Below are 15,817 nucleotides of genomic sequence, written 5' to 3' on the forward strand. Positions count from 1 at the left end.
GCCTCTCCATGGCTTCATTATGCTGGTTCTTGCCCAAAAGCATCCCCATGAGCGGGATGCAGCCAGCGACCAGACTGATGATCTTGGCCGGAGCCTTTATTCGCTGCCACTGACGCGGCCAGAATTCATAAGGCCCTGGCCAGGGCAACCCACCGGGGGACCAACAATGGGAAAAGGGCTGACCGTTCCTGCGGCGGCCCGGACTCGTATCCCCGGGTATGAGCCTTTGGGGCAGCCAAAATCAGGACGCTCCCCGAGACGGCTTCGGAAAACTGATAACCGGGAGACGCAGGAAGCATCACCTAGCATGGGTACGGTGAAAACCCGTAATCTCCTCGCGTGGGTGGAAGGCCATCAGATCGGCCTGTACCTTGCGGCCATCGCTGTCGGCGTTGCCGTCGGCTTCCTTGCCCAGGGCTCGGCGGGGGCGCTGGAGCGCTCGATTTACCCGGTCCTCGGACTGCTGCTCTACGCGACTTTTCTCGGGATTCCCTTTGCGTCCATCGGCGCGGCAGTCAGGGATCTGCGGTTCCTGGCGACAGTGCTGGTCCTGAACTTCGTCGTCGTTCCCGCTGTGGTGTTTGGTCTGACTCGGTTTGTGGCCGGGGATCTGGCGCTGGTGGTCGGGGTCATGCTTGTACTCCTGACGCCGTGCATCGATTACGTCATTGTCTTCACCGGTTTGGCCGGAGGGGCCAGTGACCGGCTTCTGGCCGCCGCTCCGGTACTGATGCTTGTGCAGATGCTCCTGCTACCGGTGTTCCTGTGGGTTTTCATCGGCGCCGACGTGGCCGGGGCCATTGACCCGGCGCCGTTTGTTGAGGCTCTGATCGTTCTGATTATCGCGCCCCTGGCCGCTGCGGCGCTGACGCAGGCGCTGGCCCGCCGGGCAAGCCTGGGCCGGGTGGTCATGGCGGCCATGCAGGCGTTGATGGTTCCCCTCATGATGGTCACGCTGGCCGTGGTTGTCGGTTCACAGATCACGGGAGTGAGCAGGGAGCTCGGCCGGCTGCTTGTGGTGGTTCCGGTCTATGTGGCTTTCCTGGTTGTGATGGTTCCGCTGGGACTGTTGGCGGCCAAAGGCGCCCGACTCGATCCTGCGTCCACCCGTGCCGTTGTCTTCAGTGGCGCTACCCGAAATTCGCTGGTTGTGCTGCCCCTGGCGCTGGCGCTTCCCGGGCCGCTGGCGCTGGCAGCTTTGGTCGTTGTCACACAGACGCTCGTCGAACTGATCGGCATGCTCTTGTACGTCCGGTTCCTTCCCCTGATCGTGCCCAAGGAACCCAACCGGCAGCCCGCCTAAGCACAGGCGCGCCGTCCCGGCCTCCGGTTCCATCGGTCAGCGTGAACCAGATCCGCCGCGGGACCAGGCCGGGGGAGTGCGGTCCAGACCGTCCTCATAGTCCGCGCCGTCTTCGACAAGATCGCCTTCCAGGCTGTCGTTGCCCACCCCGCCGGTGAACACGGCGATGATGAAGCCAGCCACGGGGTCGAAGCACGCCGGCGCCGGTCAGCCGTGGGCGTGCAGGGGCTTGCCGGCCAGGGCGAGGGCCGCTTCGCTGATGGCGTCGTTTTGGGTGGGGTGGGCGTGGACGAGGCTGGCGACGTCCTCGGGATAGGCTTCCCAGTTCACCATCAGCTGGCCTTCGCCGATGAGCTCGCTGACCCGTGCGCCGAGCATGTGTACGCCGATGATCGGGCCCTCCTTTTGGCGGATGAGTTTGATGAAGCCCGCGGTTTGCAGCATCTGGCTTTTGGCGTTCCCGCCGAGGTTGTACTCGACCGTCTCGATGCCATCGGCGCCGAACTGTTCCTTCGCCTGGGCCTCGGTGAGGCCGACAGAGCCGGCCTGGGGCTCGGAGTAGGTCACGCGCGGGATGCCGGATTCGATGATGGGGGCCGGGTTGAGACCGGCGATTTCTTCGGCGACGAAGATGCCTTGCTGGAAGCCGCGGTGGGCCAGCTGGAGGCCGGGCACGATGTCCCCGATGGCGTAGATGTTGCCGACACCGGTGTGCAGCCGGTCGTTGGTGGGCACGAAGCCGCGTTCCATGGGGATGCCGGCGTCCTCGTAGCCGAGCTTCGCTGTCACGGGGCCGCGGCCCACGGCCACGAGCAGCACGTCGGCCTCCAGGGTTTTGTCGTCCTGGGTGGTGACGGCGACACCGTCATCGTTCTGGGTGACTCCGGCGAACATGGTGTTGGTGAGGAACTTGATGCCGCGTTTCGTGAAGGCCCGCTGGAGGCCTTTGGAGAGGGACTCGTCCTCGTTGGCGATGAGGCGCGGGAGGGCTTCGATGATGGTCACTTCGGTGCCGAAGGAAGCCCAGACCGAGGCGAATTCCACACCGATCACGCCGCCGCCGAGGATGAGCGCGCTGTTGGGGACGAAATCCATCTCCAGTGCCTGTTCGGAGGTGATCACCCGTCCGCTGATGTCCAGGCCGGGCAGGGACTTCGAATAGGACCCGGTCGCCAGCACAATGTTTTTGCCCTGGTAGCGGGTGCCGTTGACTTCTACCGTGTCCGCGGCGGCAAGGGTTCCCCATCCCTGGATCAGGTCGATGCTGCGGGAAGAAACGAGACCCTGGAGCCCTTTGTACAGGCGCGAAACGACACCTTCCTTGAACTTTGTCACCCCGGCCATGTCGATGCGGCCGAGGGTGCTCTCCACGCCGAATGCTTCGCTCTCCCGGATGGTGTCGGCCACTTCTGCGGAGTGCAGCAGCGCCTTGGTCGGGATGCATCCGCGGTGCAGGCAGGTCCCGCCAAGCTTGTCGCCCTCAACCAGGGCCACCTTCATGCCCAGCTGCGCCCCGCGCAGCGCGGCGGCGTAGCCGGCGCTGCCGCCGCCGAGGATTACGAGGTCATAGGTCATGGTTTTCCTCCCGCTAGAGCGAATTGAGGGGCGAGTCCGGGATGGAGGGAGCGGCGTGGCTCGTACCTAGGGGGAGCGCAGGAGCCCCGAAGGTCGCCGTGGTGGCCAGTGTGCCTTGCCCATGAAGCCCCGCATCTACCCGGCTCCCGGATGTGAGGCCTGTCCCGATATTATGCCTGATACGGATCCTCAGGGGGTCTTTCCCAGACGGGTGGTCGTTCCGTTGGCATGATGTTGCGGAGCGATTGCAGTCTTCCGGGTCTTTAGCGTGCCGGGTCCGGCAGGGTGCCGTTCGTTTCCACCTTTGACCGGCTACGGGATCTGAGCGTTTGGAAGAGGGCCAGCCCGGCGATGAAGACAAGCCCGGCGACCCACGTGTTGACGCGCGCACCCAGAATCATGTTCGCTTCATCGGAGCGCATCAGTTCGAAGGCAAACCGGCCGGCCGTGTAGAAAACAATGTAGAGGGAGAAGACCGCTCCTGCTCCGAGCGTGTATTTGCGATCCAGGAATATCAGCAGTGCCGCCGCGGCCAGGCACCAGAGGGATTCGTAGAGGAAGGTCGGCTGGAAGTAGCCGATGACCTCAGGGGCCCCTTCTGGAGTGGTAACAGCCTGTCCTGTGCTCAAGTCCATGGCGTGGATTTGCAGTTTCCATGGCAGGTCCGTGGGTGCGCCGTAGATTTCGTTGTTGAACCAGTTTCCCCACCTGCCCAGTGCCTGCGCCAGGAGCAGTCCGGGAGCGGCGGCGTCAGCGAACGCGGCGAAGGGGACTCCGGCGCGGCGGGCACCGATAGCCGCACCGACGAGGCCGAGGGCGACCGCGCCCCAGATACCCAGGCCGCCTTCCCAGATCCGCAGGGCACCCCAGGGGTCCTTACCGGGCCCGAAGTAGAGCTGATTATCGGTGATCACGTGGTAGAGGCGGCCGCCGACGATGCCGAAGGGGACGGCCCACATTACGATGTCCAGGGCCTGTGCCGGGGTGCCGCCCCTGGCCTTGAGACGGCGGATCGTCAGCCAGGTGCCGACGGCGATGCCCGCCAGGATGCAGAGCGCGTAGAAGCGTACCGTCAGGGGGCCGAGTGCGAAGGCGCTCACCGTTGGGGAAGGAAGGTAGAAATCCGGGGTGGAGAACGGGTCCATGGGTCAGCTCACTAAAGGTCGGTCTCGGGAAGGGGTACGGCGCCGGTGAACGTTCCTGCCAGGGCAGCAGAGGTGGCATTTTGCGGTGGTCCGGCTCTGCCGGTCACGGAAGGGACCGTCAATCGCATGCCCTGGCCCGGCCGCAGACGGTTGGTGTGTTCGGGCACCGGTGACGCCATCACAGTCCGGAGTAGGAGTGCAGGCCGTTGAAGAACTGGTTCACGATGGTGAAGTTGAACACCACGCACACGTAGCCGATGATTGACAGCCAGGCGGCGCGGGGGCCGGTCCAGCCGCGGGTGGCCCGGGCGTGCAGGTAGCCGGCGTAGACCACCCAGATCACGAAGGTCCAGACTTCCTTGGGGTCCCAGCCCCAGAACCGGCCCCAGGCCTTTTCGGCCCAGATGGCCCCGAACATCAGGGTGAAGGTCCAGCCGATGAATCCGAGCGCGTTGATCCGGTAGGAGAGGTTCTCCAGGCTCAGGGCCGAGGGCACCAGGCGCATGAAACCGAGCTTGTCCACCCCGCCGGCAGCCAGCGTCTTTTGTCGGTGGGACTGGACCAGCTGCAGCGCGGACATCGCAAAGGTGAGGGTGAACAGGGCCGAGGAGAGCACGGCGATGGAGACGTGGATGATCAGCCAGTAGCTCTGCAGGGCCGGGACCAGGTGCCCGACCGGGGTCCAGTAGGTTACCGAGGCAGCCACCAGCATGATGATCACGAGGCCCACGACGAATGTCCCGAGGAAGCGCAGGTCGCGGCGGACCAGCGCGAGCAGGAACACGGCGACGGCCAGAAAGGCGCCGGTGGTGAGGAATTCGTACATGTTGCCCCAGGGCACCCGGCCCGCACCCAGCGCGCGGGTGACCACGCCTGCGCCGTGGATCAGCGCACCGAGGACTGTCAGTGCTACCGCAACCCGTGCCGGGACGCGCGGCCCTGGGGCGTAGCGCATGCCCGCGTCGGCAGTGTCCCCGGCGCCGCCCGCCTCCGGTGCTGTTCCGCTGGTGGCCGAGGACGGGCGCTCGGCCCGGCCGGCCGGGCCGCTGACGCCGGAGGCTGCACGGTTCACAGAGGCAGGGGCGCTGATTCCGGCGGTGACCGGGACCCGGGCCGGTGCGGTGGTGTGAGTGGGGGCCGCGGCTGCGGTTTTGAGGTCCACCGCGCCCATGGCCCTGCTGCTGCGGGCCAGGTCCCACGCGAAGGCGATGAACGCCACGGTGTAGGTGCCTGCGGCCAGGAGCATGAACAGCTCACTGTATTGGCCCATGGTTTGGTTGATGTCCGGCATTAGTGCTCCTTCGGTGATGGGGCGGGGATGGTGGCCGCTGCGGCCTGACGTGACTCGGACAGGTTCCAGCGGTCCACGAGCCGGGCCCGGATGGCGGCTGCTTCGGGTGCGAGCCGGTGGTCTTCTCCGCGGGCCAGCAGCCCGTATTCGATCATGGTGCGCCCGTCCTCATGGGCGCCGGCGCGGAGCCAGACGCGGCGGCGGTTCACGTAGAGGGAGACGATCAGCCCGGCGACGGCGGCCAGGGAGAAGATCAGGACCCCGTCCTGGCCGGGGACTGTGCGGATGTCCACCCCGATGTAGCGTTTGAGCCCGTCGAAGCTGATCGAGCCTTTGCCCTCCGGCAGCGTGTAACTCTGCCCTGGGCCAAGGACAATGCCCTTGGCCGGAAGATCCCGGCCGTTGAGCTGGGTGAGGGTTTTTACGTCCAGGTTGTAGACGTTCTGGGGCTTGCCTGTGTCGAGCCCGAGATCACCGTAGTAGGAGTTCAGGTTCAGCTGCGGGTTCAGCGGGTCCGGGTCGAAGCTGTAGGACACACCATCCTGGTTCTTGATGGCCGAGGGCAGGAAGAACCCGACGAAACCCAACTGGGAAGGCGCGGCGTCCGGGACCTTGAGGACAACGGTGGAGGTGTAGACGCCGTCGTTGGGGACGGAGACGACGGGGCCGCTGAAGGCGGTGTTGCCGTTACCGTCCTTGACGGTAACCATGGGGGCGTAGCCGTTGCCGACGAGGAAGATGCCTGTTCCGCCGAAGTAGACCGGTTCATTGACTTTCAGGACCTGCTGGTGCGGGGCCGCGTCCGGGCTGTCCCGGGTCGTCAGGGCGGCTTTGAAGTCGATGGGCTGGCCGAACTGCTTGGTGGATTCGCGGTCGAAGCGGACTTCGAACTTGTCCAGGGTGATGGCGAAGGGATCCAGCCAGGTGCTCTGGAAGTTGGTCCCGGGTGTGAAGTTGTCGTAGCCGACGAGGGTGTTGACGAAGGTGTCGCCTTCGATGATGATTTTTTGTCCGCGGTAGCCGAACAACCCGCCGACCGCGACGCTGACCAGCACGCCGATCAGGGCGGTGTGGAAGAGGAGGTTGCCGACTTCCCGCAGCAGTCCCCGTTCGGCTCCCAGTGAGGGCATCGCCCCGTCGGCGTCCCGGATGTCGACGCGGTAGCCGCGTTTCTTCAGCACTGCCGCCGCGTCCCGGACGGCGTCGGCCGGGCGGACAGCGGCGTCCGCCGGCAGTACGAGCGTTCCGTATTCGGGCAGGCGCGACAGCCGCCGGGGGGTTCGTGGCGGGGCGGAGCGCAGGGCTTTCCAGTGTGCCCGGGCCCTGGGGATCACGCACCCGATCAGGGAGACGAACAACAGGATATAAATCGCCGAGAACCACGCTGATGCGTAGACGTCGAAGAGTTGAAGGGAGTCAAGGATTTTCCCGTACTCCGGGCGGTCCTTGATGTATTGGGTGACCACGGCTGGGTTGGCCGGCCGCTGCGGGAACAGCGAGCCCGGTACCGCGGCCACGGCCAGAAGCAGCAGCAGAAAAAGTGCCGTCCGCATGCTGGTCAGCTGGGTCCACGCCCAGCGCAGCATCGCGGCGGGGCCCAGCGGCGGGGGCGCTGGCGATGGGCCAGCGTCCGGGGCATCGGGTAGGGACATCGCTGCCTTCCAGTCGGGGTGTCAAGAGCGGGTAGGGTCTGCAGTCCCCCACTTCTACCTTAGGTAGAATTAAAACAGGCGGGTGGCCCCGGGCTTCGCAAGGCCACCTTCCTGATAATATCGCCTAATGACGATTGAAGGATATCTGCTCTACCCGCGCCCGAAGGGATGTGCCGTGAAGCGCCAGCGGAAAGGCCCCATTTCCCGCAGCGGCAGGACAGGCGTACGGCGGTCCCGACCACTCGTCCATGTAATGCGAGGAAGACATTTATGAACACCCCATCCGGCGGCGGCCTGACCCGGCGCAGCATCCTGACAGGTTTGGCGGCTGTGGCCTCCCTTGGGCTGTCGGCGTGCGCCGGGCCGGACCCCCTCGCCCAGCAGGCTGCGGCAGGGGATAACAAGAACTACATTGCCGGTGACGGATCGGTGCAGGAATACGCCGAGGAATCACGTGGTGCTCCGGTGGCCTTGAACGCGAACCTTTATGACGGCACGCCCGTCCGCTCCAGTGACTGGTCCGGGGCGGTCACGGTACTTAATTTCTGGTACGCAGCCTGTGCCCCGTGCCGTGTCGAGGCGCCGCACCTGGAATCGCTGTACCAGGAGTTCGCCCCGCAGGGAGTGAGGTTCTACGGGATTAACGTCCGGGATGAGAAGCCGACGGCGGAAGCTTTTGAGCGGACGTTCGGCGTGACGTATCCCAGCGTGCAGGACAAGGACGGGAAGGTGTTGCTGGCCATGACCCGCTTCGTCCCGCCCCAGGCGGTCCCGACCACCCTCGTGCTGGACAGGGAAGGCCGTGTAGCAGCGCGAATCCTGGGTGGACTGGACAAAAGCACCCTCAAAGCCCTGATCACTTCCACACTCAAGGCCTAGGGAAAAGCCAGGATGCGCTTCAGGGCTGCCCCGGCCTGCCGTCCCGGACGGGACGGTGCGCTGGGGGTTCCCGAACTGTCCGGCCGCCTGCGCACAACCAGAACGCCGGCCACGCCGGCACGGAACGAGAGAAGGCTGGTCCATCATGACAGTGCAGTTGCCCGAGAGTTCCCTTGCTCTTCTGCGTGAGGGGTACACGTTCATTTCGAGCCGGTGCGACCGGTTCGACACCGATCTGTTCCGCACCCGGCTGATGCTGCGCCCGGTCGTCTGCCTCCGCGGGGCAGAGGCAGCCGAATTCTTCTACGGCGGTGGCCGGTTCGGCCGCAAGGGGGCCATGCCCCGCTCGGCCCAGCACCTGCTGCAGGACGCCGGCAGCGTGCAGTCCCTCGAAGGGTCTGCCCACCGACACCGGAAACAGCTGTTTCGTGACCTGATGAACAAGGAATCGGTGGGACGTCTCGGCCACGCCTTCGACACCGAATGGCACTCCGCGCGGGAGCGGTGGCCGGGTGCGGGCGAAGTGGTACTCCACGACGAGCTGCCCCGGATCCTCACGGCAGCCGCCTGCCAGTGGGCCGGAGTGCCGGCCGACCGGGCGACAGTGAGCCGCCGCGCCCGGGAACTGAGCCTGATGATCGAAAAGTCCGGCGCGGTCGGGCCGGCGAACTGGTATGCGCGGTGGCGCCGCCGCGCCACCGAAAAATGGGCCGCCGACTGCATCAGCACCCTCCGCCGGAGCGGACCGGACGCGGCCGGGGACACGCCGGCCGCTGCGATCGCATTTCACACCGACGAACACGGCAACGCTCTGCCGGTTGATGTCGCGGCGGTGGAAGTTCTCAATCTGCTCCGGCCCATCGTGGCTGTCGGCCGCTTCATGGTTTTTGCAGCCGTGGCACTGCAGCAGCACCCGGAATGGAAAGGGATCCTGCACACAGGCCAGGACGCGGACCTGGACTGTTTCGCACAGGAAGTCCGCCGGTACTATCCGTTCTTCCCCTTTGTCGGCGGCACAGCCCGGGAAGCGCTGGAATGGAAGGGCCATACCTTCAAAGCCGGGCAATGGGCCCTGCTTGATCTGTACGGCACGAACCACGACAGCCGGATCTGGAAGGATCCGGAGAGCTTCGACCCTGCCCGGTTCCGTGCCTGGCAGCCGGACCCCCACACCCTTGTTCCCCAGGGCGCCGGCGACCCCGCGACCGGGCACCGCTGCCCCGGCGAGGACATCACCGTGGACCTGATCCGACGGGGCACCAGGGCACTGGCTGCGGAGACCCGGATGACCGTACCCGCCCAGGACCTGAGCATCAACCTCACCCGGATGCCCGCGCTGCCCCGAAGCGGCTTCATCCTCTCCGGACGCCCAGGACTGCACTGACGCTTTCCAGGGCACCGTACAGGCGCCCAGCCTCGGACTCGCGGTACCACGCTGCCCGGCGAGACAGCGGCTGGCACATATCCACATGTTTGGATATCATCGGTGTATGACGATTGATACGAAAAGCGGCACCCGGCTGGAACCCGCCGCCGCGTTATTCCATTCCCTGGCCGACCCCGCCCGGCTTGCCATCGTAAAACGCATCGCCCAGGGCGAGGCCCGGGTTGGAGACCTCACCCAGGTACTGGGTCTGGCGCAGTCCACGGTCTCCGCCCACGTGGCCTGCCTGCGGGACTGCGGCCTGGTGACGGGCCGGGTGGAAGGCCGGAAGGTGTTCTATTCCCTGACCCGCCCTGAACTGATCGATGTCCTGGCGCAGGCCGAGATCCTCCTGGCCGCCACGGGCAACGCCGTGAGCCTGTGCCCGGTCTACGGCGACGCTTCCTGCGACGCCACGACCACGCCGGAGGAGGAACTGTGAGCGACGCCTGCGGATGCGGCGATGACAAGCCGGCAACAGAAGAAGGTCAGGAAGAGGCCGAGGGCTTCTGGCAGGTGACCGAGGTCCGCGCGGCCGCGGTCTCCGGAGTCCTGCTGCTGGTGGCGTGGATTGCGTCGCTGCTCGACGCATCCGAGTGGGTCACCTTGCCGTTGGAGGCCGCGGCGCTGCTGGTCGCAGCGTGGACGTTCGTTCCCTCCACCCTGCGCCGGCTGGCCAAGGGCAAAATCGGTGTCGGCACGCTGATGACGATCGCGGCCGTGGGCGCCGTCATCCTGGGCCAGATCGAGGAAGCGGCGATGCTGGCCTTCCTCTATGCCATCTCCGAGGGCCTGGAAGAATACTCGGTAGCACGCACCCGGCGCGGGCTGCGGGCGCTGCTGGACCTGGTCCCTTCCGAGGCCAGGGTGCTGCGCAACGGAACCGAAGTTACCGTCTCCCCGTCCGAGCTGGTGCTGGGTGAGACCATGGTCGTGCGCCCCGGTGAGCGTCTGGCCACCGACGGGCGCGTCCTGACCGGACGCACCTCCCTGGACACCTCGGCCCTGACCGGCGAATCAGTCCCGGTCGAGGCCGGACCCGGCAGCGACGTCTACGCGGGGTCCATCAACGGCACCGGCCCGCTCGAGGTCCAGGTCACCAGCACCGCGGAAAACAACTCCCTGGCCCGGATCGTGCACATCGTGGAGGCCGAGCAGTCCCGCAAGGGCCCCGGCCAGCGCCTGGCCGACTCCATCGCCAAAAAGCTCGTCCCGGGCATCCTGATCGCCGCCGCGCTCATTGCCGTCTATGGCTTCATCGTGGGCGAACCGCTCCTGTGGATCGAACGTGCCCTGGTGGTTCTGGTGGCAGCTTCACCGTGTGCCCTTGCCATCTCCGTGCCCGTGACCGTGGTCGCCGCCGTCGGCGCCGCGAGCCGGATGGGTGTCCTGATCAAGGGCGGCGGCGCCCTGGAAACCCTCGGCAAAATCCGCACCATCGCCCTGGACAAGACCGGGACCCTGACCCGGAACAAACCCGCAGTCATCGAAGTCGCCGCCACCGCCTCCTCCACCCGGGAACGGGTGCTGGCCGTCGCCGCCGGCCTGGAAGAACGCAGCGAACACCCGCTCGCCCGGGCCATCCTCGCCGCCACCACGGACCGGGTCACCGTCACCGACCTGAACACCGTTCCCGGGGCCGGGCTCGAAGGGACCATCGACGGGCACAGTGCCCGGCTCGGCCGGCCCGGATGGATCGCCCCCGGGGAGCTGAAGGAAACCGTCCGGCGAATGCAGGCCGGCGGCGCGACAGCGGTCCTGGTCGAGGAGCAATCTGTCCTCATCGGTGCCGTGGCCGTCCGGGACGAACTTCGTCCCGAGGCTCAGGCAGTCATTGAACGCCTGAGCCGCGCCGGTTACACCACCGCCATGCTCACCGGGGACAACCGGCTCACCGCCGAGGCCCTGGGCAAGGCAGCGGGCATCACCGAAGTCCATGCCGACCTGCGCCCCGAGGACAAGGCGGGCATCATCCGCACCCTGAAGGACCGGCAGCCGACCGCCATGGTCGGTGACGGGGTGAACGACGCCCCGGCCCTGGCCACCGCCGACACGGGCATCGCGATGGGCGCGATGGGCACCGATGTGGCCATCGAAACCGCCGATGTCGCCCTGATGGGCGAGGACCTGCACCACCTGCCGCAAGTGTTGGAGCACGCCCGCAGGACCCGGCGCATCATGTTCCAGAACGTGGGTCTGTCCCTGGCTCTGATCGCGGTGCTGATCCCGCTGGCCCTGTTCGGCATCCTGGGCCTGGCAGCGGTCGTCCTGATCCACGAACTGGCCGAAATCGTTGTCATCGCCAACGGCGTCCGCGCCGGCCGGGTGAGCAAGTACGGCACCATCCCGGTCACACAGGCCGCCGTCCCCAGCCTGGAACCGGCGCGGTGAGCGCGATAACACCGGTGGTGGACAGTGCCCCGTCCCGGCCGTGGATGCGGCGGGGCGGGCTGCTGGCCGGCGCGCTCCTGCTGGCCGGAGCCGATTTGTTGATCAAGGCCCAGGCGGAGGCAAACCTTTCCCGGGGAGAGGTGGTCGAGACCCCGCTGCTGACGATCAAGCTCCTGTACAACACGGGTGTGGCTTTCAGTCTCGGCGCGGCCCTGCCCACCGCAGTTGTCGTGGCCGGTACCGGGGTCATCATCGCCGCGTTGCTGACCTGGCTGACGGTCAGCGCACCGAAGATGTCCAGGACCTCCTTCGCAGGCGGAATCCTCGTTGCCGGCGGCGCCGTCGGCAACTTCATTGACCGGCTCGACGGACAAGGGGTCGTGGATTACCTGCACAGCGGATGGTTCCCGACGTTCAACCTCGCCGACGTCTTCGTCACGGTCGGGGTCGCCGTCCTGGTCCTGGGCACGCTCCTGCCCGCCAGGAAGGCCCCGGAGAAGGAGGCGTGAGCCTCGGCGGATTCTTCGCCGAGGGCGTGCAGTCCGGAGCCCTGCTCCTGGCGGTGCCCCTGGCGGTCATCGCCGGTCTGGTCTCTTTCATCTCACCCTGCGTCCTGCCCCTGCTCCCGGGCTACCTGGGCTACGTCTCCGGTCTCGCAGGAACCGATGAGAAGGCCGCACGCCGGCGGACCACCGCCGGCGTCGGGCTGTTCATCCTTGGCTTCGCCGCGGTCTTCACCCTTTATGGTGCAGCGTTCGGGACCATCGGACACTGGCTGGTGAGCTGGAGCGATGTGATCACCCGTGTCCTGGGCGTGGTCGTGATCGTGATGGGTGTGGCCCTGTCCGGAAAGATCCCGTTCCTGCAGAGCACGGCCAAGCTGACCTGGAAACCGAACACGGGACTGGCCGGGGCCCCGCTGCTGGGCGTCGGATTCGGGCTCGGCTGGACCCCCTGTATCGGCCCGACCCTCAGCGCTGTCCTGGCGCTGAGCACCACCACGGGGTCGGTCTGGCGCGGGGCGCTGCTCGGCTTCGCGTACTGCATCGGCCTGGGCATCCCGTTCCTCCTCGTCGCCCGGGGCTTCAGCTGGGTCACCGGCACCCTGGGCTTCGTCCGCCGAAACATCAGGGCCTTCAACCTCGCAGGAGCGGCGACCCTTGTCCTCGTCGGGATCCTGATGGTCTCCGGCGTCTGGACCACCTGGATCCTGAGCCTGCAGAACCTGATCGGAACCTTCACCACGCCCATTTGACCCCGCGGGCATGAAACCGGACCCACCGACGTGCACACGAGCAATGCCGGGCACCGTCGCAGCTTCGGCAGGCGCGTGTTCGCCGCCACGATCATTGACGGCATGGTTGCCCGTCCTGTTTCTTGCACCGGCGTCCTGGCCGTCCTTGTCCCGGACGAATGGGTCGGCTGGCTCGGCCTGGTCCGCTGCTTATTGGCGCGGCTTGGCCGATTCGCTCCCTGCGCAAACGCAGGGGAGTGGACGAGGGAGGTGCCATCAGCGCCGTCGGCCTGCCCAGCGGCCACGGCGTCACCCTCGCCGACGGCGCGGATAAGATCGCCACCCGAGCATTCGCGCCATGTGTTCCGGGCCCCGTGGTAACGACGCCTCCTGGTCCCGGACAACTGGCTGGGGCGGCAGACTGTTCACTGTGGCTGAGCCTCGAGGTGAACCAGCAGATGCTGGGCGTCGTCTTAATTGTAGTTGGTCGTCATGTCTGGTCAGCAGATTGCTTTATCCAATCCGGGGAACTCATCCGGCGGCCGTCGTGAAGGCCGCCAGGCTGTTGAAAGCCCAGGGATTGGGATTGAAGGAGGTTGAGGCGATGAACCCGAGCGGGGCAGACAGGTACAGCATGTGGGCTGCCGTCTATGTTCTTGGATCACTGATTCCTGCTGAGCGACGCGAATATGAGCTGCATCTTGCCGAATGCGCTCAGTGCGTAGCCACTGTGCGCGAATTTGCCGGATTGCCTGAGCTGCTGGCCGTCCTGAAGCCGGAGCAGGCGCAGGCTCTGGTAACGCACGGAAAAGCGTCCATGAGGCACCGGAATTGACCGTGCCGTGGAGGCTGCCGGCTGCGGCGGCCCGGATTTCTGACCAACAACAACGGCGTGAAGTGGGGGAGTTTTTTCGTACTGGATCCTCTGGCCAGGGGCTCCCGAATTCAGCCGGAGGGTGTCGGATACAGATGGTGTCCGTGTTTGTGGAGTCTTCTGAGAAGGAGAGCGACGATGTCGGAAGCTTAGAACCATAGCTGCGCCGGCGATGATGGAGTTGTGCAGGCCGAATGCTGCTATGGGTATTCGGATGACGTTGTAGAAGAATGCCCAGCCAGGTCTGGATGGTCTTTAGGGTTTGGTGTGAAAGCTCGATGGGGCAGTGGTGACCTGGACCAGGTCGTTGCTCATGAAGTCAAGCCAGTGGCCTCGTAGGCGACATCGGCGCCCGATCCCATTGCGATGCCCAAATTCGCTTGGGGAGTGCTGGGGTAACGCAGGTGACCGTGGCGCCTTTGGAACACTCCTCCTGTAGGGCGTGCAGAAACCAGACGCCGCACATATGGTTCAAGGACTGTGCGTGGAGCGCAAAGGGCGATATTATCGCCGGATGACGATATCTGCCCGTCGCGTGCCGGCTGTTTCTCGTTCCTTACATCTTCGCCGTTGTCGGAGGAAATGTACCGGGCCTGAAGAGCATCCCATGACAGCGGGACGCACTCTGCCGGAAGCCGGGTCATCCCGGTGCCCGCTTGATGGAGCGTCACTGTGAAGCGTGCAGGGTCACTCGGAGCCATCGCCGGTGGTCTTGCCCTTCCGGTGGCGGTAATGGTCCCCGGGGTCCTCTTGCAGCTGAGCGGACTCCATGTTCCCCCCGTGGCGGCCGCTTCGGCGTTCGCGGCTGCCGTCGTCGGGGCCGCGTTCCTGCTCACCTGGGGCACTGAGCTTGCCGAAATCGACCTCGGGGAGGGGCTGGCGTTGGCGCTGCTGGCACTGATCGCCGTCCTGCCGGAGTACGCGGTGGATGTGGTCTTCGCCGCCAAGGCAGGAAGGGACCCGGCGGCCTATGCCCCCTTGGCCCTGGCGAACATGACAGGAGCCAACCGGCTGCTCATCGGAGTGGGCTGGTCCGTTGTGGCGCTTGTGGCCCTGGTTGCTCTCAGGCGCAAGGGCCAGGGCCTGACGGCGGAATCCCGTCCGGAAGCCGTCGAGTTGGCCCCGGTTCAGGTGATCGAGCTGGCCTTCCTCACGGTCGCGAGCGTCTATGCCCTGACCCTGCCGCTGCGTGACAGCCTGACAATCGTTGATACCGTCGTGCTCTTCGGAATTTTCGCCGTCTATCTGTGGCGCCTGCGCCCCTCCGCCTCACCAATGGAGCCGAAGTTCGGGCACTCCGTTGGTGAGGGAGGCGAGGAAGACGACGAGGAATCCGAACTGTTTGGACCTGCAAAGCGGATTGCGCTGCTCTCCTTCCGCAGGCGGCGGCTCTTGACTGTCGGAATGCTCGCGGCGGCCGCCGCGGTCATCATTGTCGTGGCTGAACCCTTTGCCGACAGCCTCGTCCAGACGGGCCGGCAGCTTAATGTCAGTGAATTCCTGCTCGTGCAATGGGTGGCGCCTCTGGCCTCGGAGACCCCGGAATTCATCGCCGTGGTCCTGCTTGCCTGGAAGCTGCAGTCTGCGGCAGCCCTGGGGGCGCTTATTTCCTCAAAGATCAACCAGTGGACCCTGCTCGTGGGAATCCTTCCCCTGGTGTTCGCCTTTTCTGCCGGATCGCTGAAGGGTCTGCCGGTTGACTCGGTGCAGCGGGAGGAACTGCTGCTCACCGCTGCCCAGTCCATGTTCGCCGTCGGCCTGGTCATTGGCGGTCGGCTGACCCGGGCCGGCGCGTGGTCTCTTCTCGGGCTGTTCTTCGCCCAGTTCGTTGCGGCCTGGACGCTGCCTCCGGACCTGCGGGGCGCCGAGCGTCTGATCGTTGCGGCCGTGTACTTGGTTCTGGCCGCGGGGCTGCTTATCCGGCGACGACGGTCGCTGCTGAATGTGCTCAGGGCGGGCCTTGGCCGCAGCGCCCCTACGAAGGTGGCAGGGGAGCCGCCAACACCCTAGACCGGCGCACCCGGGCGGGGAGGATCCGCAATTTCGACCC

15 protein-coding genes are annotated in these 15,817 nt (G+C 66.1%); 9 read left to right on the forward strand and 6 right to left on the reverse strand.

The window, feature by feature from the left end; all coding sequences use genetic code 11:
- Positions 1-307 precede the first annotated feature (307 nt).
- Positions 308-1,303, forward strand: coding sequence for an arsenic resistance protein (locus FDP28_RS17835; protein WP_144662944.1), 996 nt, complete (start codon positions 308-310; stop codon positions 1,301-1,303).
- Between the two features lie 36 nt (positions 1,304-1,339).
- On the opposite strand, the gene FDP28_RS20620 is transcribed toward FDP28_RS17835, so the two are convergent.
- The 6 genes from FDP28_RS20620 to resB form a co-directional block, all read right to left on the reverse strand.
- Positions 1,340-1,486, reverse strand: a complete 147-nt coding sequence (locus FDP28_RS20620; protein ID WP_186313702.1) for a hypothetical protein — start codon at positions 1,484-1,486, stop codon at positions 1,340-1,342.
- A 24-nt stretch (positions 1,487-1,510) separates the two neighbouring features.
- The gene (lpdA, locus tag FDP28_RS17840) at positions 1,511-2,878 is read right to left on the reverse strand and encodes a dihydrolipoyl dehydrogenase (protein WP_144662945.1); all 1,368 of its coding nucleotides are present in this window, start codon (positions 2,876-2,878) and stop codon (positions 1,511-1,513) included.
- A gap of 263 nt (positions 2,879-3,141) precedes the next feature.
- Positions 3,142-4,023, reverse strand: coding sequence for a prolipoprotein diacylglyceryl transferase (lgt, locus tag FDP28_RS17845; protein WP_144662946.1), 882 nt, complete (start codon positions 4,021-4,023; stop codon positions 3,142-3,144).
- Between the two features lie 11 nt (positions 4,024-4,034).
- Positions 4,035-4,190 (reverse strand): hypothetical protein, encoded by a 156-nt coding sequence (locus tag FDP28_RS20625; RefSeq protein ID WP_186313703.1) that lies wholly within the window; start codon positions 4,188-4,190, stop codon positions 4,035-4,037.
- A gap of 11 nt (positions 4,191-4,201) precedes the next feature.
- Positions 4,202-5,314 (reverse strand): c-type cytochrome biogenesis protein CcsB, encoded by a 1,113-nt coding sequence (gene ccsB, locus FDP28_RS17850; RefSeq protein ID WP_144662947.1) that lies wholly within the window; start codon positions 5,312-5,314, stop codon positions 4,202-4,204.
- Positions 5,314-6,966 (reverse strand): cytochrome c biogenesis protein ResB, encoded by a 1,653-nt coding sequence (resB, locus tag FDP28_RS17855; RefSeq protein ID WP_144662948.1) that lies wholly within the window; start codon positions 6,964-6,966, stop codon positions 5,314-5,316. Before resB ends, ccsB begins: the two co-directional genes overlap by 1 nt.
- 270 nt (positions 6,967-7,236) lie before the next feature.
- On the opposite strand from resB, the gene FDP28_RS17860 reads away from it, so the two are divergent.
- The 8 genes from FDP28_RS17860 to FDP28_RS17895 all read left to right on the forward strand — a co-directional run bounded on the left by FDP28_RS17860 (position 7,237) and on the right by FDP28_RS17895 (position 15,777).
- Entirely contained in the window at positions 7,237-7,845 is a 609-nt protein-coding gene (locus tag FDP28_RS17860; RefSeq protein ID WP_144662949.1) for a TlpA family protein disulfide reductase, read from the forward strand.
- 145 nt (positions 7,846-7,990) lie between these two features.
- Positions 7,991-9,229, forward strand: coding sequence for a cytochrome P450 (locus FDP28_RS17865; protein WP_260842525.1), 1,239 nt, complete (start codon positions 7,991-7,993; stop codon positions 9,227-9,229).
- Positions 9,230-9,335: 106 nt separating this feature from the next.
- Complete coding sequence (locus FDP28_RS17870; RefSeq protein WP_144662950.1) at positions 9,336-9,710, forward strand: ArsR/SmtB family transcription factor; 375 nt, start codon at positions 9,336-9,338, stop codon at positions 9,708-9,710.
- A complete protein-coding gene (locus tag FDP28_RS17875; protein WP_144662951.1) occupies positions 9,707-11,659 on the forward strand; it encodes a heavy metal translocating P-type ATPase in 1,953 nt (650 codons plus the stop codon). Before FDP28_RS17870 ends, FDP28_RS17875 begins: the two co-directional genes overlap by 4 nt.
- The gene (lspA, locus tag FDP28_RS17880) at positions 11,656-12,168 is read left to right on the forward strand and encodes a signal peptidase II (RefSeq protein WP_144662952.1); all 513 of its coding nucleotides are present in this window, start codon (positions 11,656-11,658) and stop codon (positions 12,166-12,168) included. Before FDP28_RS17875 ends, lspA begins: the two co-directional genes overlap by 4 nt.
- The gene (locus tag FDP28_RS17885; RefSeq protein ID WP_144662953.1) at positions 12,165-12,914 is read left to right on the forward strand and encodes a cytochrome c biogenesis CcdA family protein; all 750 of its coding nucleotides are present in this window, start codon (positions 12,165-12,167) and stop codon (positions 12,912-12,914) included. The genes lspA and FDP28_RS17885 overlap by 4 nt, the downstream gene beginning before the upstream one ends.
- 583 nt (positions 12,915-13,497) lie before the next feature.
- Positions 13,498-13,728: a hypothetical protein gene (locus FDP28_RS17890; protein WP_144662954.1), complete on the forward strand. Its 231-nt coding sequence runs from the start codon at positions 13,498-13,500 to the stop codon at positions 13,726-13,728.
- 711 nt (positions 13,729-14,439) lie between these two features.
- Complete coding sequence (locus FDP28_RS17895) at positions 14,440-15,777, forward strand: sodium/calcium exchanger protein (protein ID WP_222120655.1); 1,338 nt, start codon at positions 14,440-14,442, stop codon at positions 15,775-15,777.
- The last annotated feature ends 40 nt before the right edge of the window (positions 15,778-15,817 follow it).

The organism is Paenarthrobacter nicotinovorans (assembly GCF_007670255.1).
Lineage (GTDB): Bacteria > Actinomycetota > Actinomycetes > Actinomycetales > Micrococcaceae > Arthrobacter > Arthrobacter nicotinovorans_B.